Below are 18,899 nucleotides of genomic sequence, written 5' to 3'. Positions count from 1 at the left end.
CCGGGGGTGTCGATGATGTTGATGGTGTGGTCTTTCCAGGTGCAGGTCGTCGCGGCGGACGTGATCGTGATGCCGCGCTCCTGCTCCTGCTCCATCCAGTCCATCGTGGCGGCGCCGTCGTGGACCTCACCGATCTTGTAGGTGATACCGGTGTAGAAGAGGATCCGCTCGGTCGTCGTCGTCTTGCCGGCGTCGATGTGGGCCATGATCCCGATGTTGCGGACCTTGGCCAGGTCGGTGGTGATTTGTACGGCCACCTCGGTGGTCTGCCTCTCGATTCTGTCTTGCGTCAAAGGGTGAGTACTGGGGTCCGGATCGGACCCCGGATCACCAGCGGTAGTGGGCGAAAGCCTTGTTGGCTTCGGCCATCTTGTGCGTGTCCTCGCGGCGCTTCACGGACGCTCCGAGACCGTTGGACGCGTCCAGGATCTCGTTCATCAGTCGCTCGGACATGGTCTTCTCGCGACGGGCGCGGGAGTACGTGGTCAGCCAGCGCAGCGCCAGGGTCGTCGACCGGCCGGGCTTGACCTCGATCGGCACCTGGTAGGTGGCGCCACCGACGCGGCGGCTCTTCACCTCGATGCTCGGCTTCACGTTGTCCAGCGCACGCTTCAGCGTGATCACCGGGTCGGTGCCGGTCTTGGTCCGGGTGCCTTCGAGCGCGCTGTAGACGATGCTCTGCGCGATCTGCTTCTTGCCGTCGACCAGGATCTTCGAGATCAACTGGGTGACGAGCGGCGAACTGTAGACCGGGTCGATGATGACCGGACGCTTCGGGGCCGGGCCCTTGCGCGGCATTAGCTCTTCTCCTTCTTCGCGCCGTAGAGGCTGCGAGCCTGCTTCCGGTTCTTCACACCCTGGGTGTCGAGCGAACCGCGGATGATCTTGTACCGGACACCGGGGAGGTCCTTCACCCGGCCGCCACGGACGAGCACGATCGAGTGCTCCTGGAGGTTGTGGCCGACGCCCGGAATGTAGGCGGTGACCTCGATACCGCTGGTCAGGCGGACACGGGCAACCTTACGAAGCGCCGAGTTCGGCTTCTTCGGCGTGGTCGTGTAGACGCGCGTGCACACACCACGACGCTGAGGGGAACCCTTCAGGGCCGGCGTCTTGTTCTTGGACACCTTGTCCTGGCGGCCCTTGCGGACCAGCTGGTTAATGGTGGGCACCGCGTGGGTCTCTTTCTGTCGTCCGGCTGGGTTTGTAGCTTTTACCTGACCCCCGCGGTCGGGTGTGTCGCGTGCGCACGAGCAGACCGAAGCCGTAATCTTCCAGACTGTCGGCAGGAGTCCCGTGCCACGCGGCCCGACCCGTTGGACGAGGGGCACGCATGACGGCCCAGGAAAGACCCCGGGCACGATCGTTAAGACTAGCGGGTGCCTCAAGCACGGTCAAAATGACTAACCGACCACGGCTGAGAGCCTTCCGCCCTTTCAGTGTACAGGGACGGCGCAGTGGCCCTGCCGGCCGGAAAGTCCGCGCCGGCGGCGGCACCCGGCAAACGCTTCCACAGGCACGCCTCGCCGCGCTGCCGCCGCGGCCGATCCCCTTGCAGGACAGGGATCGGCGTCCCTTCGTCCCCGGCGTCCGACGCCCGTACGGCGACCCGCCGGACGACCGCCGTCGCGACCCGCCGGCCGCCATCCGCGGCAGGAACACCTCGAAGGGCCGCGACCGCCTGCGCGGACGCGGTCCACCAGCTGGATGACCGTCTCATTCCGGCCGCGCGTGCGGCCGCGATATCCGCGGCCGCGCGCTCAGACTCGGTCGAGCCGGTCAGGCACGGAATTCGACGTCGGTGATCAGGCCGTCGACGACCCGGTAGAGGGCCAGCTGGGCGGTAGAGGTGTCGTGCTCGTAGCTGTTCACGTGCTCGACCACCCACTCCCCCAGCGTGATCTTCTGGACGACCTCGGTCTTGCAGCGGCCGGCGTCGAAGCGCGGGCGGTAGTACTCGCGCAGGAACCGGCGGCCCTTCAGTTCGGAGCCGTCCGCGAGCTGGATCCGGGCGGTCGGCGAGTACATCGCCAGGAACGCCTCGAGGTCGTGGGCGGCGTACGCCGCGTGCTCCCGGTCGATCGCCCTGGCCGCCGCGGTCTCGGTGGTGACGGCGGCGACGGTCGCCGCCCCGAGGTCCACGAGCGGAGATTGGGTGACCGGTGCCGGGACGGCCCTGGGTGCCTGCTGAACGGCGGGCTCAGCAGCCACTGGCGGATCCTGTACGGCGACACCGGCCTTGGGTGCGGCCGGTGTCCGCCGGCGCGGCGTGGTGGCCTTCTTACGGGCCGGAGGTGGTGGGACGAGGAGCTTGCCGTCGTCGCCGGGCTGCTCGCCGAGGTGGGCGATCGCCCAGTCGAGAGCCTTGGTCACGGCGGCGCGTGATTCTTCGGTGTGGTCGAGCATGTCGAACCCGTGGTGCCCTTTCGGTACGTCGATGATGTCCAGCGCGGCGCCACCCGCGGAGACGAACTCCGCTACCGGACCGGCGAGCTCCTCACGCTCGAGTCCAGCTCTTGTCAGCAGCACCGGCAGGTCCTTGTGTTTGCCGATCACCTCGGCAGCTGTTACCAGATCGTCGACACCGGGCGGGGTGGCGAGCAACGGGTAGCTCAGGGATACGAAGCGCAGCCAGTCGGGGCGGCTGTCCAGCCACTCCCCGGCCAGCAGGCCGGCGCCCGAGAAGAACCACAGGCCGACCCGATCGGGGTCGACCCGCGGATCCGAACGCAGTACGGCGACCGCAGCCTCCACCTCGTCCGCGGCCACGACCAGGCGGTCGAGTCCGTGGATCAGGCTGTGGTCGACGACTGCGGCCACCAGGCCTCGCCTGGCGGCAGCGGTCGCGTAGCCCTTGTAGACCGGCCAGTCCCGAGGCATCACCTCGAGGCCGTCCGGCCCTGGTCCCCCGTGCACGAAGAGAATTGCGCCGCCTCGGGCGGTACCGGGCGGACGGTACAGGTCGATCTCCCCCAGGCGATCGACACGTACGTCGGAACCTTCCAGAACCCCCAAGACGAAAGGCCGCAGGTAGGCCGGCAGATCCGTCATGCACCAATCTTGGCGTATCCCGGGCACACTTTCAGCCGCCACCCCGAGTGTCTTTCCGGCACCCGCCGTACCGGCTGGTAAAAGCCGCGAGGGCGGCACCTCCCAGGTGGGAGATACCGCCCTCGGCGGGGTGACTGAACTCAGTTCTGGTACGAACCGAGGTCGAAGTCGTCGAGCGGGACCGACTGACCGCTGGACGGGCCGAAGTCGTAGTCGTACGACTCGTAGCCGACCATCGAGTACATCGCGGCCTTCGCCTCTTCGGTGGGCTCCACCCGGATGTTGCGGTAACGGTCCATGCCGGTACCCGCCGGGATCAGCTTTCCGATGATGACGTTCTCCTTCAGACCGACCAGGGAGTCGGACTTGCCGTGGATCGCGGCCTCGGTGAGGACGCGGGTCGTCTCCTGGAAGGAGGCGGCCGACAGCCACGACTCGGTGGCCAGCGAGGCCTTGGTGATACCCATCAGCACCGGACGACCGGAGGCCGGCGTACCGCCCTCGGCCACGACGCGGCGGTTCTCCGCCTCGAACATGATCCGGTCCGCGAGCTCGCCCGGAAGCAGGTTCGCCTCGCCCGACTCGATCACCGTGACCCGGCGCAGCATCTGCCGGACGATGATCTCGATGTGCTTGTCGTGGATGGCCACACCCTGCGACCGGTACACCTCCTGGACCTCGTCCACCAGGTGCTCCTGCGCCTTGCGGACACCCAGGATCCGCAGAACCTCCTGCGGGTCCGGCGTACCCTGCGTCAACTGCTGACCGACCTCGACGTGCTGACCCTCCTCGATCAGCAGGCGGCCACGCTTCGACACCGGGTAGGCGACCTCCTCGGAACCGTCGTCCGGGGTGAGCACCAGCTTCCGGGTCTTGTCGGTGTCCTCGATCGAGATCCGGCCGGCGGCCTCCGAGATCGGCGCCTTGCCCTTGGGCTGGCGGGCCTCGAAGAGCTCGACCACACGCGGCAGACCGTGGGTGATGTCATCACCCGCGACGCCACCGGTGTGGAAGGTCCGCATGGTCAGCTGGGTACCCGGCTCACCGATGGACTGGGCGGCGATGATGCCGACCGCCTCACCGATGTCGACCGGCTTACCGGTGGCCAGCGAACGGCCGTAGCACTTCGCGCAGGTACCGGTCTTGGCGTCACAGGTGAGCACCGACCGGACCTTGACCTCCTCGAGCCCGGCCGCGACCAGCTTCGCGATCGAGACGTCGCCGAGGTCGCTGCCGGCCGCCAGGACCAGGTTGCCGTCCGGGTCGAAGGCGTCGGTCGCCAGGGTCCGGGCGTAGGCGCTGGTCTCCACGTTCTCGGCGTGGACGACCTTGCCGTCCGGGCCCTTCTCGCCGATCTTCTTCGGCAGGCCGCGCTCGGTACCGCAGTCCTCCTCGCGGATGATCACGTCCTGCGAGACGTCCACCAGACGACGGGTCAGGTACCCCGAGTCGGCGGTCCGCAGCGCGGTGTCGGCCAGGCCCTTCCGGGCGCCGTGGGTGGCGATGAAGTACTCGACCACCGACAGGCCCTCGCGGAAGTTGGACTTGATCGGCCGGGCGATGATCTCGCCCTTCGGGTTGGCCACCAGACCACGCATACCGGAGATCTGCCGGATCTGCATCATGTTGCCTCGGGCACCGGAGTGCACCATCATCCAGATCGGGTTGTCCTTGGCGAAGTTCTCCTCCATCGCCTTGCCGACCTCGGCGTTGGCGCCGGTCCAGATCTCGATCAGCTCCTGCCGCCGCTCGGACGAGGTGATCAGACCCCGCTCGAACTGCTTCTGGACCTTCTCGGCCTGGGACTCGTACCGGGCCATGATCTCGGGCTTGCTCGGCGGCGTGCTGAAGTCGTCGATCGACACCGTGACACCGGACCGGGTGGACCAGTAGTAGCCCAGGTCCTTCAGCGCGTCCAGCGCGTGCGCGACCTCGACCTTGGTGTACCGCTCGGCCAGGTCGTTGACGATCCCGCCGAGCTGCTTCTTGCCCACCTCGGTGTCGACGAACGGGTAGTCCGCCGGCAGCGCCTCGTTGAACAGCGCCCGGCCCAGCGTCGTCTCCAGGCTGAACCCGCCGTCCGGCAGCGGGAGCGCGTCCGCCGGAGCGGCCGAACCGTTCAGCCGGAGCGTGATCTTCGCCTGCAGCGACAGCTCGCCGTGGTCGAAGGCCATGATGCCCTCGGCCACCGAGCCGAACGCCCGGCCCTCGCCCTTCACGCCGTCCTTCAGCATGGTCAGGAAGTAGATGCCGATGATCATGTCCTGGGTCGGCATCGTGACGGGCCGACCGTCGGCCGGCTTCAGGATGTTGTTCGTCGACAGCATCAGGATCCGGGCCTCGGCCTGCGCCTCGGCCGACAGCGGCAGGTGCACCGCCATCTGGTCACCGTCGAAGTCCGCGTTGAACGCGGAGCAGACGAGCGGATGGATCTGGATCGCCTTGCCCTCGATCAGCTGCGGCTCGAACGCCTGGATACCCAGCCGGTGCAGGGTTGGTGCCCGGTTGAGCAGCACGGGGTGCTCGGTGATGACCTCTTCCAGCACGTCCCAGACCTGGGCGCGCTGACGCTCGACCATCCGCTTGGCGGACTTGATGTTCTGCGCGTGGTTGAGGTCGACCAGCCGCTTCATCACGAACGGCTTGAACAGCTCCAGCGCCATCGCCTTCGGCAGACCGCACTGGTGCAGCTTCAGCTGCGGGCCGACCACGATGACCGAACGGCCCGAGTAGTCGACGCGCTTGCCGAGCAGGTTCTGACGGAAACGACCCTGCTTGCCCTTGAGCATGTCGGACAGCGACTTCAGCGGCCGGTTGCCCGGGCCGGTGACCGGACGGCCGCGGCGGCCGTTGTCGAACAGCGCGTCGACGGCCTCCTGCAGCATCCGCTTCTCGTTGTTGACGATGATCTCCGGCGCGCCCAGGTCGAGCAGCCGCTTGAGCCGGTTGTTCCGGTTGATCACCCGGCGGTACAGGTCGTTCAGGTCCGAGGTGGCGAACCGGCCACCGTCGAGCTGAACCATCGGCCGCAGGTCCGGCGGGATCACCGGGACGCAGTCGAGCACCATGCCCATCGGGCTGTTGTTGGTGGCCAGGAACGCGGTGACGACCTTGAGCCGCTTCAGGGCGCGGGTCTTGCGCTGGCCCTTGCCGGTCTTGATCGTCTCGCGCAGGTTGTCCGCCTCGGCCTTCAGGTCGAAGGTCTCCAGCCGGCGCTGGATCGCGGCGGCACCCATGGCGCCCTCGAAGTACTTGCCGAACCGCTCCTTCATGGCGCGGTAGAGGATCTCGTCGCCCTCCAGGTCCTGGACCTTCAGGTTCTTGAACCGGGTCCAGACCTCGTCGAGGCGGTCGATCTCGCGCTGCGCACGGTCGCGCAGCTGCTTGACCTCACGCTCGGCGCCTTCCTTGACCTTGCGGCGTACGTCGGCCTTGGCGCCCTCGGCCTCGAGCTGCGCCAGGTCCTCCTCGAGCTTCTTCATCCGCTGCTCGATGTCGTTGTCACGACGGTTCTCGAGCTGCTTGCGCTCCACGTCCACACGACCCTCGAGCGAGGACAGGTCGCGGTGCCGCGCCTCGTCGTCGACGTCGGTGATCATGTACGCCGCGAAGTAGATGACCTTCTCGAGGTCCTTCGGGGCGAGGTCGAGCAGGTAGCCGAGCCGCGACGGAACACCCTTGAAGTACCAGATGTGGGTGACCGGGGCGGCCAGCTCGATGTGGCCCATCCGCTCGCGGCGCACCTTGGAGCGGGTGACCTCGACGCCACACCGCTCGCAGATGATGCCCTTGAAGCGAACGCGCTTGTACTTACCGCAGTAGCACTCCCAGTCCCGGGTGGGACCGAAGATCTTCTCGCAGAACAGACCGTCACGCTCGGGCTTGAGGGTCCGGTAGTTGATCGTCTCCGGCTTCTTGACCTCGCCGTGAGACCACTGGCGGATCTCGTCCGCGGTGGCCAGGCCGATCCGAAGCTCGTCGAAGAAGTTCACGTCGAGCACGATGTGTTATCTCCCGTTGCTAAAAGTGGTCTGAGTGGGGTGGTTGTTGATGTCAAGCGGCAACCCGCTCAGACCTCCTCGACACTGTTCGGCTCGCGCCGGGACAGGTCGATGCCCAGTTCCTCCGCCGCCCGGAAGACGTCCTCCTCGCTGTCGCGCATCTCGACCCGGCTTCCGTCGGACGAGAGCACCTCGACATTGAGGCAGAGGGACTGCATTTCCTTGACCAGAACCTTGAACGACTCCGGGATACCCGGCTCGGGAATGTTCTCGCCCTTGACGATCGCTTCGTACACCTTGACCCGCCCGACGACGTCGTCGGACTTGATCGTCAGCAGTTCCTGCAGCGCGAAGGCGGCACCGTAGGCCTCCAAGGCCCACACCTCCATCTCGCCGAACCGCTGGCCACCGAACTGGGCCTTACCGCCCAGCGGCTGCTGGGTGATCATCGAGTACGGACCGGTCGACCGGGCGTGGATCTTGTCGTCGACCAGGTGGTGCAGCTTCAGCATGTACATGTAGCCGACACCGATCGGGTCCGGGAACGGCTCACCCGAACGGCCGTCGAACAGCCGGGCCTTGCCCTGGCCGTTGACCATCCGGACACCGTCCCGGTTCGGCAGCGTCGAGGACAGCAGGCCGGTGACCTCTTCCTCGGTGGCGCCGTCGAAGACCGGGGTGGCGACGTTCGTCATCGGCTCGGCCGCGCCGGCGCCGAGCTTGATCAGCCGCTGCGCCCACTCCGCCTCGTTCTCCGGGTCGACCTCCCAGCCGCGGGAGGCGATCCAGCCGAGGTGGGTCTCGAGCACCTGGCCGACGTTCATCCGGCCGGGCACGCCCAGCGGGTTCAGAATCACGTCGACGTGGGTGCCGTCCTCGAGGAACGGCATGTCCTCGACCGGCAGGATCTTGGAGATGACGCCCTTGTTGCCGTGCCGGCCGGCCAGCTTGTCGCCGACCGAGATCTTCCGCTTCTGGGCGACGTACACCCGGACCAGCTGGTTGACGCCCGGCGGCAGCTCGTCGCCGTTGTCGCGGTCGAAGACCCGGACACCGATGACGGTGCCCTCCTCGCCGTGCGGCACCTTCAGCGACGTGTCCCGGACCTCGCGCGCCTTCTCGCCGAAGATCGCGCGCAGCAGCCGCTCCTCCGGGGTCAGCTCGGTCTCGCCCTTCGGGGTGACCTTGCCGACCAGGATGTCACCGGTGGTGACCTCGGCGCCGATCCGGATGATGCCGCGCTCGTCCAGGTCGGACAGCATCTCGTCGGAGACGTTCGGGATGTCCCGGGTGATCTCCTCCGGACCCAGCTTGGTGTCGCGGGCGTCGACCTCGTGCTCCTCGATGTGGATCGAGGTCAGCAGGTCCTGCTGCACGACGCGCTGGCTGAGGATGATCGCGTCCTCGTAGTTGTAGCCCTCCCACGTCATGAACGCGACCAGCATGTTCCGGCCGAGGGCCATCTCGCCCTCGTCGGTGCAGGGACCGTCGGCCAGCGGCGTCCCGATCTCGACCCGCTGCCCGGCGTCGACCAGCGGGCGCTGGTTGATGCAGGTGCCCTGGTTCGAGCGGCGGAACTTCGCCATCCGGTAGGTCTGGTACGTGCCGTCGTCGGCGGCGATCTCGATCAGGTCGGCCGAGACCTCCTTGACCACACCCGCCTTGTCCGACACCACCACGTCGCCGGCGTCGACCGCACCGCGGAACTCCATGCCGGTACCGACCAGCGGGGCGTCCGAGGTGATCAGCGGCACCGCCTGGCGCTGCATGTTCGAACCCATCAGCGCGCGGTTCGCGTCGTCGTGCTCGAGGAACGGGATCAGCGCGGTCGCCACCGACACCATCTGGCGCGGCGAGACGTCCATGTAGTCCACGTCGTCGACCGGAACGAGCTCGACCTCACCGTGACGGCGACGGACCAGCACGCGCTCCTCGGCGAACCGGTTGTCGTCGGTCAGCGCGGCGTTCGCCTGCGCGATGACGAACCGGTCCTCCTCGTCGGCGGTCAGGTAGTCCACCTGGTCGGTGACGGCACCCTCGACGACCTTGCGGTACGGCGTCTCGACGAAGCCGAACGCGTTCACCCGGCCGTACGACGCGAGCGAGCCGATCAGGCCGATGTTCGGGCCTTCCGGGGTCTCGATCGGGCACATCCGGCCGTAGTGCGACGGGTGTACGTCGCGGACCTCGAAGCCGGCCCGCTCACGGCTCAGACCACCCGGGCCGAGCGCGTTCAGCCGGCGCTTGTGGGTCAGGCCCGCGACCGGGTTGGTCTGGTCCATGAACTGCGACAGCTGCGAGGTGCCGAAGAACTCCTTCAGCGCCGCGACCACCGGGCGGATGTTGATCAGGGTCTGCGGCGTGATCGCCTCGACGTCCTGGGTCGTCATCCGCTCCCGGACAACCCGCTCCATCCGGGCCAGGCCGGTGCGCAGCTGGTTCTGGATCAGCTCGCCGACGGTACGCAGACGGCGGTTACCGAAGTGGTCGATGTCGTCCTCTTCGACCACGATCTCGCCGCGCGGAGCCGGCAGCTCGGTCTTGCCCTCGTGCAGCGCGACCAGGTACTTGATCGTGGCGACGATGTCGTCGACGGTCAGCACCGCCTGGTCGTGCGCCTCGTCGCGGCCGAGCTTCTTGTTGATCTTGTAGCGGCCGACCTTGGCCAGGTCGTAGCGCTTGCCGTTGAAGTAGTAGTTCTCCAGCAGCGCCTGCGCGGCCTCGCGGGTCGGCGGCTCACCCGGACGCAGCTTGCGGTAGATGTCCAGCAGCGCGTCGTCCTGCCCGGAGGTGTGGTCCTTCTCCAGGGTGAGGCGGATCGACTCGTAGTCGCCGAACTCCTCGAGGATCTGCGCGTCGGTCCAGCCGAGCGCCTTCAGCAGGACGGTGACGTTCTGCTTGCGCTTGCGGTCGAGGCGGACGCCGACCATGTCACGCTTGTCCACCTCGAACTCCAGCCACGCGCCGCGCGACGGGATGATCTTGGCGGTGAAGATGTCCTTGTCGGAGGTCTTGTCCGGGGTGCGCTCGAAGTACACACCGGGCGAGCGGACGAGCTGCGAGACCACGACACGCTCGGTGCCGTTGATCACGAACGTGCCCTTGCGGGTCATCAGTGGGAAGTCGCCCATGAACACGGTCTGGCTCTTGATCTCGCCGGTCTCGTTGTTCATGAACTCGGCGGTGACGAACAGCGGAGCGGAGTACGTGACGTCCCGCTCCTTGCACTCGTCGACCGTGTTCTTCGGAGGCTCGAAGCGGTGGTCGCGGAACGACAGCGACATGGTGCCGCTGAAGTCCTCGATCGGGGAGATCTCCTCGAAAATCTCTTCCAGGCCGCTGGGGCCGGACAGGTCCGACCGCCCCTCGGCCTCGGCGGCGGCCACGCGGGCCTGCCACGTTTCGTTACCGACCAGCCAGTCGAAACTGTCCACCTGCAGCGCAAGCAGATCCGGAACCTGGAGAGGTTCGGAGATCTTCGCGAAGGAGATGCGGCGGGGGCCGGTGACGTTGGAAATGCTGTCGGACTGGGGGTTGCGCGAGGCGACCAAGGGGCGTCCTTCCACGGGCTCGCAAAAAATCACTTCGGTGCTGGGAGCGCACGCCAAGCCGCCCCAGTCAAGTCACGACTCGAACGAGGGCGAGGGAAAAGGCAGCGCAAAGCAATAGGTTACATGATTCAGGCAAGCCTGTCCAATGGGGTCCAATAGTCTGCCTTGGACCACCCTCTCCGTCAAGGACCGACCCAGGGTCTCCAGCGGGTAGATCACCCACGAGACGTCCGGCGTCCTCTTGGTGCGGAGTTAGGTAGAGATTACAGTCCGGCGATCTCCTGGACCAGCCATCGGTCGCCGTTTCGGACCATCGTGAACCGGGTCCGGTTCAGGTCCACCCGGGGACTACCCTTCGTGATCGTACTGGTCGTGGTCTGGTTCACGAAGATGATCAGCGTGACCCGGTCGGCGTCGCCGTCGCGGACCGCGACCTCGCGGACGTCGGCCTTCACCGTGGCCTTGGTCTTGGTGGCGAGCTCGCCGGCCACCTTCGCGGTCTCGTCGAACTTGGCCGCGAAGTCCGGGGTCATCGTCGCCCGCGCGGCGGCGAAACTCGCGTCCAGGTGCTGATAGTCGTAGCTGAGAGCGGTCTCAGCGGCCTTCCGGCCGGCCGCGGCGGCCTGGTCCCGGGCGTCCTCGGCCTGCTGGCCGTGCCAGGCCTTGACGCCGAGTACGGCGGCCACGGCCAGGGTGAGGACGACGACCACGCCGAGGGCCGCGGTCAGCAGGTTCCCGAGGCCGCGCGGGCGGTCCGGGGTGGCAGGACGGTCACTCTCCGTAGATCGTTCGGGAGCTGTCGGCTCGGCTGCTTCGGCCTTTTCCGGCGCCGCTGTGGCCGGGGTCACATCCTGCGGACGCTCTTCCTCGACGATCTCGGGCTCGACGATGCCCGGCTCGGCCGGTTTCGCGGTCCGGCGCTGGCCGGCGATCCGGGGGCGGTTGCGCGGTCCTGACATCAGCCCACCACCTGAAGGTCGGCGGTCAGCCAGCGGTCCTTCTCCCGGACCATGTCCAGCTTGATCCGGTACCGGCGTTCGGTCCCGGTGGTCGAGGCGGTGTTCGTCACGACCGCGTTCACGATCACCAGCACCTGCGCGGAGTCCTTGTCGCTCGACACCACACCGGCCTCCTTCACGTCCCCCTTCGAGGTCGCCTTGTTCGACACCACGTCGGTCTTCACCGCGTCGATCCCGGCCTGGAACTCCTGCTTGAACTGCCCGGTGGACTCGTCGATCACCCGTTTCGAGTCCGTGTCCCAGGTCTGGTAGTCGTACGTCGTGAAGTCCAGCGCGAGCTGCCGCGCCGCCTTCATCGCACCGGTCCGCTCCGCGTCGGCGGCCCGCTGCTTGCTCAGCGCCACCACCGACAACGTCAGCCCGGCGAGCGCCACCACGAGCAACACGCTGAGCCCCCAGGCCAGCAGCAGCCTGCCGTTTCTTACCTTCACTTGCCGGTCACCGGTCCGAGGATGAGGGCCTTCCAGGAGTCCTTGCCGAGCAGCTCCTGCTGTCCGCCGGTCGAGCCGAGCACGATGTCCGGCATCCCGCCGGTACCGCCCGCCTGACCGGTCGCCGGGTCGTAGCCGACGCCGTACCCGGTCCGGTTCAGGTACCGCGACGACGGCGCCGGCTTGTTCTGCGAGCCGCGGACGTTGACCCCGGTCGCCGGGTTCGCCGTACAGGACGCGTTCGTGTTCGCCGGCGTGTTCGTGACGACCTGCGGGATCCGCTTGTCGGTACCGCCGTACCCGGCCGTGCAGGCGTGCGGGCTGAGCCCGACGACCAGGCCGAAGTGCGCGTCGTAGTGCCCGGTGCCCGGGTCCTTCGCCGGTACGACGTACCCGCCCATCGCCACCGCCGGGTAGACCACCATCAGCTGCTCGACGGCATCCAGCCGGACCGCGGTCAGTTGGCTCACCGTCAGCAGGTTACCGAGCAGCACCGCGACGTCCGCACTGTTGTCCCGGATCAGCCCGGTGATCTGGGTGGAGGCGAGCGAGCCCTGGTCGATCACGGTCCGCAGGTTCGTGTCCGAGCTGACCAGGGTGTCGGACAGCAGCGCGAGGTTCTTCGCCCAGGTCTTGATCGCGTCGCCGCTGGCGACCTGGGTGGCCAGCACGGTGTCGCCGTCGTTGATCAGCTTGATGGTCTGCAGCACGTTCGCGTCCGCGTTGTCGATCAGCTTGCCGGAGCTGTCGATGATCTTCTGCAGGTCGGTGCCCTTGCCCTTCAGCGCGGCGCCGAGCTCGCGCACGGTGGTCTTCAGGCTCCCCTTGTTGACCGAGGTCACCAGCTGGTCGAGGTTCAGCAGCAGCTCGGTGGTGTCGATCGGGATCGCGGTGTCCTGCCGGGCGATCCTCGAGTTGTCTTGCAGGTACGGCGCACCGTCACGGCGCGGCTGCAGGTCGACGTACTGCTCGCCGATCGCGGACCGGTCCGCGACGACCGCGAGCAGGTCGTTCGGGATCTTGAACTTCTTCTCGATCTCCAGGTTCACGTCGACGCCGTCGGGCAGCAGCTTGAGCTCGCCGACCCGGCCGACCGGCTGGCCGCGGTACGTGACCTCGGCGCCGGAGAAGATCCCGCCGGACTCCGCGAAGCTCGCGCTGACCGTGTAGTTCTTGTTCACCACCAGCTGGTCGACCTGGGCGTACCGGGCGCCGACGAACGCGACGCCGACGACGGTGATCAGCAGGAACACCATCAGCTGGATCCGGACCGCTCTGGTGATCATGAGACCGCTCCCGGCATCAGGGCCCGGGCCAGGTCGGGATCGAACCCGGACCGCTTGAGCTGTGGAGTGCAGACGGGCTGCCCGAGCAGGGTGATGCAGGTCGTCGACGTACCGGTCGGAAGCGGCAGCGCCGGGCCCGACGTGCTGCCCGCGCCCGGGCTGGTCGGCAGGTGGACCGGGAGGCTGATCCCGAGCGTCGGCAACGCCGTCGGGCCGGCCGTCGGCACCTTCAGCCCGAGCAGACCCTTCAGCGCCTTCTGGGTGTCCACGTCGAGGGTGATCCCGAGGTTCGTGTAGTCGCCCTTCGCGGCGTTCGCGGCCTGGTCGGGGAACGGGTACGTGAACAGCAACTGCAGCGACTTCGGCAGGTTCTCCCCCGCCTCGGCCAGCTTGGTCAGGATCGGGAACAGCGACTTGAGGTTCGCCACCAGATCCTTCTGCGCGGAGGTGATCACCCGGGTCGCCGTGTTCCCCAGCGTGGCCAGCGCTTGCAGCGTCTTCACCAGCGCGGCCCGCTGCTGGTCCAGCACCTTGATCGACGTCGGCAACGAGTCGATCGCGGTCGCCAGCGTCGCCTTCTGCGCGTTCAGCTTCTTCGCCAGCGCGTCCACCGACTTGATCGCGGTGATGATCCGGTCCTTGTTCTGGTCCAGCGTCCCGACGAAGATGTTCAGCTGCGTCAGCACGTCCCGGATGGCCGGCTCGTTCCCGGTCAGGGCCTTGTTCAGCTCCTGGGTGATGATCTGCAGCTGGGCCACGCCGCCGCCGTTCAGCAGCAGCGACAGGGCCGACAGGACTTCCTCGACCTCGACGTTGCTGGTGGTCCGGGACAGCGGGATCACCTCGCCGTTCTCGAGCTTGCCGTGCGGCTGCTCGGAACCGGTCGGCCGGGACAGCGACACGAACTTCTCGCCGAGCAGACTGGTCTGGCGGATCGTGGCATGCGTGTTGTCCGGCAGGTCGAGGCTCTTCGGCAGCTTGATCCGGACCTTCGCGATGTACCCGTCCAGCCAGACCTTCTCGACGGTCCCGACCGTGACGTCGTCGACCTTCACCGACGACTTCGGCACCAGGTCCAGGACGTCCGCGAACTCGACGGTCACGGTGTACGACGGCCCCTTGATCTTCGCCCCGCCCGGAAGCGGCAGCGAGTACACGGAGAAGTCGCATCCGGTCAGCAGCATCGCCAGTGCGGCGATCCCGGCGACGAACGACGTACCACGCAGGGTTCTGGGGCTCACTTGACCAGCCCCCCGAGCGTCGGGTCCACCGGGTCCGGGCGGTTCAGCGGGGCCTGCGGCGCGGGCGCCCACGGCGTACCGGCCGGGCCGCCGCTGGCCGGAGCGCCGCCGGTCAGCGACGTCAGCAGCGGCAGCTTGTTGAGTGCGTCCAGCACCGGCTTCAGCGCCGAACAGGTCGATAGCCCTTGGCCGGCCTGGACCAGCAGCGAGCAGATGAACGTCGCTGGGTCGTCGAGCTGGGCCGCGTTGATGCGCTGGTCCAGCGTGCCGTACTGCGGGTTGTAGATCCGGGCCAGGTTGCCGAGGCCGAGCGGCGCCGTGTCCAGCACCTCCGCGATCGCGGCCTTCTCCTTGACCAGGATCTGCGACAGCTGGGTCGCGCTGGAGACCGTCGTCTTCACCAGGCCCCGGTTCTCCTTCACGAACGACGCGACCTCGCCGAGCGCGGTCGCCAGCAGCGCCAGCGCCGTACCCAGGTCCTTGCGCTCACCGGCCAGCGTGGTCGTGGTCTGCGCGAAGTTCGAGTTGAACTGCTTGACCAGCGAGTCGTTCGCCGCCAGCGCCGACACGAACGTCTGCAGCTGCCGGATCGTGTTGAACAGCGCCGACGAGTTCCCCGACAGCGTGCTGGTCAGCTTCGACACGTCGGTGATGGTCTGGTTGATCTTCGCGCCCTGACCGTTCAGGTTCTTCGCCGACACGTCCAGCAGCCGGGACAGCGCGCCCTGGTCGTTCGCGCCCTTCGGACCGAGCGCCACCGACAGGTCGTTGAGGCTCTGGTAGATCTGGTCGAGCTCCAGCGGTACGGCGGTCCGGTCCAGCGGGATCTCCGCGCCGTCGGCCATCACGGCACCCTTGGAGTACGCCGGGGTGAGCTGCAGGTACCGGTCCGCGACGATCGACGGCGACGCGATCACCGCCTTCGCGGCCGCGGGCACCTTGTTCTTCGCGTCCCACCAGAACTTCACCCGGACCGAGCGACCGGCCGGCGTGATGCTCTCCACCTGGCCGACCTTGATCCCGAGGATCCGGACGTCCGACCCCGGATAGATCGAGACCGCGCGCGGGAAGTACGCGGTCGCGTTTACCCGCTTCGGCTTCGGCCACAGCGTGACGGCGCTGACCGCGATGATCACCAGGACCACCGCCACCGCAATCAGCCGGGACAGTGCGTTCACCTTCATCAGCCGCCACCTCCCAGGATCGGAGGCAGGCCGGTGGGCAGCACCTTGGGCAGCGGGATCTCCGGTACCGGCGCGAGGTTCTGCAGGTACGTGTCGAACCACGGCCCGGTGCCGAGCGTGTTCGTGAAGACGCGGACGAACGGCGCCAGACCCTTGAGGCTGGCGTCCAGCGAGTTCTGGTTCTGCAGCAGCACCGCGAGCACCGCGTTCACCTTCTGCAGGGTCGGCGCGAGGTCCTTGCGGTTCTCCCGGACCAGCGCGGTGATCTGCGCGGACAGCGCCTGCGTCGACACCAGCAGCTGGTGGATCAGCGCGCGCCGGGCCTGCACCGCCTGGAAGACCTTGTTGCCGTCCTTCATCAGCTTGATCAGCTGCTGGTTGCGGTCGGCAAGCACCTTGGTGACCACGTTCGAGTGCTGCAGCAGGAGCTTCAGCTGCGCGTCCCGCTTGGCCACGTTCTCCGACAGCCGGGACAGCCCGGTCAGCGACGCCTGGACCTCTGCGGGCGTGTTCTGGAACGTCGCCGACAACGTGTCCAGGGCCTTCGCCAGCTGCGCGGTGTTGATCCGGTCGGTGGTGTTGGCGAGGTCGGTGAACGCGTCGACCACGTCGTACGCCGAGATCGTCCGGTCCAGCGGGATCTCCGAGCCGGGCTTCAGCTGCCCGGAACCGGCCGGGTCGAGCTTCAGGTACTTCTGGCCGAGCAGCGTCTTGATCTTCATCTCGGCGCTGGTCTGGTCGCCGAGCTTGACGCCCTGGTCGACCACGAAGTCGACCCGCACGTGGGCGCCTTCGAGGACGACGTCACGGACCTTGCCGACCCGGACGCCGGCCACCCGGATCTCGTCGTTCGCCTTCAGCCCGCCCGCCTCGGAGAACTGCGCGGCGTACTTCGTGCCGCCACCGATCAGCGGCAGGTCCTGCGCCTTGAAGGCGGCCAGCATGATCAGCCCGATCACGGTCAGCCCGACCACGCCGATCGTCACCTGGTTCTGTTCCCGGAAAGGCTTCACTTCTTGCACCTCGCCGAGTTCAGCTGGTACGAGACCGGGATGCGGGTGCCGATCGGCAGCGTGACGTTGCCGTCGAAGTTGCACAGGTAGAAGTTGAACCAGGAGCCGTACGACGCGGTCCGGGTCATCGAGTTCAGCTTCTGCGGCATGAACTGCAGGGTCTTCACCCAGATCGACTGGGTGTCGTCGAGGGTGCCGGCGACCGTGCGGAGCTTGTCCAGGTCGGCCTTGATCGGCACCCGGGTCTGCTGCAGCAGGCCGGCGGTCTTGGTGTTCAGCGAGTTGATCGAGGTCAGCGAGCTGAGGATCGGGTTGATGTCCTGGCTCAGCCCGGTGATGAACTGCTGCAGGTTGACCAGCAGCTGGGAGAAGTTCTGCTGCCGCTGCGAGACGATCTGCAGCGTCGAGGTGAGGTTGGTGATCAGGTCGCCGATCACCTGGTCGGCGTTCGCCAGCGTGGTGGTCAGCGACGCGGTCTTGGCCAGCAGCGACTCGATCGTGCCGCCCTCGCCCTGCAGCACCTTGATCACCTCGAACGCGAACTGGTTCACGTCCGCCGGGGTGAGCGCGGTGAACAGCGGCTTGAACCCGTTGAACAGCAGCGACAGGTCCAGCGCCGGCGTCGTCCGTTCCTTCGGGATGATGCCGTTCTGCTTCAGCCGCGGGCCCCCGCCGACGCCGTCGGTGAGTGCGACGTACCGGTTGCCGACCAGGTTCCGGTAGCGCAGCGTCGCGTGCGTCGACGTATCCAGGATCTGGTCGGAGTTGACGCTGAACGTCACCATCGCGAGCTTGTCCTGGTAGAGCTGGATCTTGTCGACCTGCCCGACCTTGACGCCGGCGATCCGGATGTCGTCGCCCTGGTTCAGCCCGACCGCGTCGGTGAACACCGCGCGGTACTTCGTGGTCGAGTTGAAGCTGATGTTGCCGATCGTCACCGCGAGCAGCGCGGTCGCGATCGTCGTCACCACCACAAAGATCCCGAGCCGCACCGTGTCGAACGTGGTCTTCCGGTCGAAGAAGCTCACCTTAGATTCACCTGCCCGCCGCGGAGGAGGGGGCCGACGATCAGGGTGGTCAGGTCGGGTACGTCGTTCGCGGGCACGCCCATCGCGGGGCCGACCACCGAGTCGATCACCTGCTGCTCGGCCGGCGTACCGACGCCCTGGGTGTCCATCGCGGCACCGGGCATCACGCGGTTGAGCTGCAGGTTCACCGGGAACCGCTGGTTCTTGTTGTGGTCGCCGATCACGCCGTCGTCACCGGTCACGTAGGGCGCCGGGTTCTGCTGCGTGTACGGGCCGGGCTTCTCGCCGGGGACGCTGTAGTTCCGGCCGACGCAGGTCGGGCCGCGGTGGTCCTTGTACGCCGGGAGCTCGTTCGGCGCGTACGGCGTCGGCTGGTTGGTGATCAGCTCGAGGTTGATGTTCAGCCGGCCGTCGCGGAACGTGTCGTTCAGGATCGGAGTGGTGTCGGTCATCACCTGCAGGAAGCACGGCACCTCGGGCGCGTACTTCTCCAGCAGGTCGAGCACCGGGCGGCTGACCTGGCCGAGCCGGATCACGCGGTCCTCGTTCGCCTGCAGGAACGCGTTGCCGGTGTTCGACAGCTGCTGGACGTCGACGAAGAACGCCTGCAGTTGCTTCTCCTTCTCGACCACCGTGTTGCCGGTGATGGTCAGGTTGCGCAGCGCGCGGACGAGGTCCGGGGTCGCCGCGCCGTAGATGTCCGAGACCTGGCTGAGCTTGGCGAGCGCGTCCATCAGCTTCGGGACGCTCGGGTTCAGCTTCTTCAGGTATTCGTCCAGCTGGGTCAGTGTGCCGGCGATCTCGGTACCGCGGCCCTCGAGCGCGGTGGCCAGCGTGTTCAGCGTGGCGTTCAGGTCGGCCGGGTCGACCGCCTGGAGCAGCGGCAGCGCGTCGTTCAGCACCTTCTCGATCTCGATGCCGACCGCGGTCTTGTCCCGCTCGATCACGTCGCCGGCCTTGATGTGCGCGCCCTCCGGGCCGTTCGGCGGCACCAGCGCGACGTACTTCTCGCCGAACAGCGTCTTCGGCAGGATCCGGGCGCTGACCGCGGCGGAGATCTCGTCCACCTGGTCCGGCTTCAGCGCCAGGTCGAC

14 protein-coding genes are annotated in these 18,899 nt (G+C 67.4%); all 14 read right to left on the bottom strand.

The annotated features are described in order from the left end of the window. Window positions 1-257 (bottom strand): GTP-binding protein (locus VFF46_RS07190; protein ID WP_325036230.1); only part of this gene is annotated, 257 nt, incomplete at its 3' end. A 70-nt stretch (window positions 258-327) separates the two neighbouring features. Next, on the bottom strand, window positions 328-798 hold the full coding sequence (gene rpsG, locus VFF46_RS07185; RefSeq protein WP_131286359.1) for a 30S ribosomal protein S7: 471 nt from the start codon (window positions 796-798) through the stop codon (window positions 328-330). Further along, window positions 798-1,172: a 30S ribosomal protein S12 gene (rpsL, locus tag VFF46_RS07180; protein WP_130384649.1), complete on the bottom strand. Its 375-nt coding sequence runs from the start codon at window positions 1,170-1,172 to the stop codon at window positions 798-800. Before rpsL ends, rpsG begins: the two co-directional genes overlap by 1 nt. Before the next feature lie 607 nt (window positions 1,173-1,779). Then, complete coding sequence (locus VFF46_RS07175; RefSeq protein WP_325036229.1) at window positions 1,780-3,051, bottom strand: nuclear transport factor 2 family protein; 1,272 nt, start codon at window positions 3,049-3,051, stop codon at window positions 1,780-1,782. A gap of 140 nt (window positions 3,052-3,191) precedes the next feature. Beyond that, the gene (locus tag VFF46_RS07170) at window positions 3,192-7,052 is read right to left on the bottom strand and encodes a DNA-directed RNA polymerase subunit beta' (RefSeq protein WP_325036228.1); all 3,861 of its coding nucleotides are present in this window, start codon (window positions 7,050-7,052) and stop codon (window positions 3,192-3,194) included. A 68-nt stretch (window positions 7,053-7,120) separates the two neighbouring features. Further along, the gene (gene rpoB, locus VFF46_RS07165) at window positions 7,121-10,603 is read right to left on the bottom strand and encodes a DNA-directed RNA polymerase subunit beta (RefSeq protein ID WP_325036227.1); all 3,483 of its coding nucleotides are present in this window, start codon (window positions 10,601-10,603) and stop codon (window positions 7,121-7,123) included. Window positions 10,604-10,866: 263 nt separating this feature from the next. Beyond that, window positions 10,867-11,562, bottom strand: a complete 696-nt coding sequence (locus VFF46_RS07160) for a hypothetical protein (protein WP_325036226.1) — start codon at window positions 11,560-11,562, stop codon at window positions 10,867-10,869. After that, the gene (locus tag VFF46_RS07155; RefSeq protein ID WP_325036225.1) at window positions 11,562-12,053 is read right to left on the bottom strand and encodes a hypothetical protein; all 492 of its coding nucleotides are present in this window, start codon (window positions 12,051-12,053) and stop codon (window positions 11,562-11,564) included. Before VFF46_RS07155 ends, VFF46_RS07160 begins: the two co-directional genes overlap by 1 nt. Next, complete coding sequence (locus tag VFF46_RS07150) at window positions 12,050-13,339, bottom strand: MlaD family protein (protein ID WP_325036224.1); 1,290 nt, start codon at window positions 13,337-13,339, stop codon at window positions 12,050-12,052. The genes VFF46_RS07155 and VFF46_RS07150 overlap by 4 nt, the downstream gene beginning before the upstream one ends. After that, window positions 13,336-14,580 (bottom strand): MCE family protein, encoded by a 1,245-nt coding sequence (locus tag VFF46_RS07145; protein ID WP_325036223.1) that lies wholly within the window; start codon window positions 14,578-14,580, stop codon window positions 13,336-13,338. The genes VFF46_RS07150 and VFF46_RS07145 overlap by 4 nt, the downstream gene beginning before the upstream one ends. Then, window positions 14,577-15,764: an MCE family protein gene (locus tag VFF46_RS07140; protein ID WP_325036222.1), complete on the bottom strand. Its 1,188-nt coding sequence runs from the start codon at window positions 15,762-15,764 to the stop codon at window positions 14,577-14,579. The genes VFF46_RS07145 and VFF46_RS07140 overlap by 4 nt, the downstream gene beginning before the upstream one ends. Beyond that, window positions 15,764-16,777 carry an MCE family protein gene (locus tag VFF46_RS07135; protein WP_325036221.1) on the bottom strand — a complete coding sequence of 338 codons (1,014 nt, stop codon included), beginning with the start codon at window positions 16,775-16,777 and terminating at the stop codon, window positions 15,764-15,766. Before VFF46_RS07135 ends, VFF46_RS07140 begins: the two co-directional genes overlap by 1 nt. Further along, entirely contained in the window at window positions 16,774-17,805 is a 1,032-nt protein-coding gene (locus VFF46_RS07130; RefSeq protein WP_325036220.1) for an MlaD family protein, read from the bottom strand. The genes VFF46_RS07135 and VFF46_RS07130 overlap by 4 nt, the downstream gene beginning before the upstream one ends. Further along, on the bottom strand, window positions 17,802-18,899 hold a 1,098-nt coding region (locus VFF46_RS07125; RefSeq protein ID WP_325036219.1), incomplete at its 5' end, for an MCE family protein. The genes VFF46_RS07125 and VFF46_RS07130, both read right to left, overlap by 4 nt.

This window comes from Kribbella sp. (assembly GCF_035655035.1).
GTDB lineage: Bacteria > Actinomycetota > Actinomycetes > Propionibacteriales > Kribbellaceae > Kribbella.
Note: the sequence above shows the minus strand (reverse complement) of the source record. Positions and strands in the feature narration are given on the sequence as shown.

Bases quoted from the DNA above. Each gene is read 5' to 3' on its own strand.
- rpsG (WP_131286359.1), bottom strand. From the start codon at position 798: ATGCCGCGCAAGGGCCCGGCCCCGAAGCGTCCGGTCATCATCGACCCG.
- VFF46_RS07175 (WP_325036229.1), bottom strand. From the start codon at position 3,051: ATGACGGATCTGCCGGCCTACCTGCGGCCTTTCGTCTTGGGGGTTCTG.
- VFF46_RS07160 (WP_325036226.1), bottom strand. From the start codon at position 11,562: ATGTCAGGACCGCGCAACCGCCCCCGGATCGCCGGCCAGCGCCGGACC.
- VFF46_RS07150 (WP_325036224.1), bottom strand. From the start codon at position 13,339: ATGATCACCAGAGCGGTCCGGATCCAGCTGATGGTGTTCCTGCTGATC.
- VFF46_RS07140 (WP_325036222.1), bottom strand. From the start codon at position 15,764: ATGAAGGTGAACGCACTGTCCCGGCTGATTGCGGTGGCGGTGGTCCTG.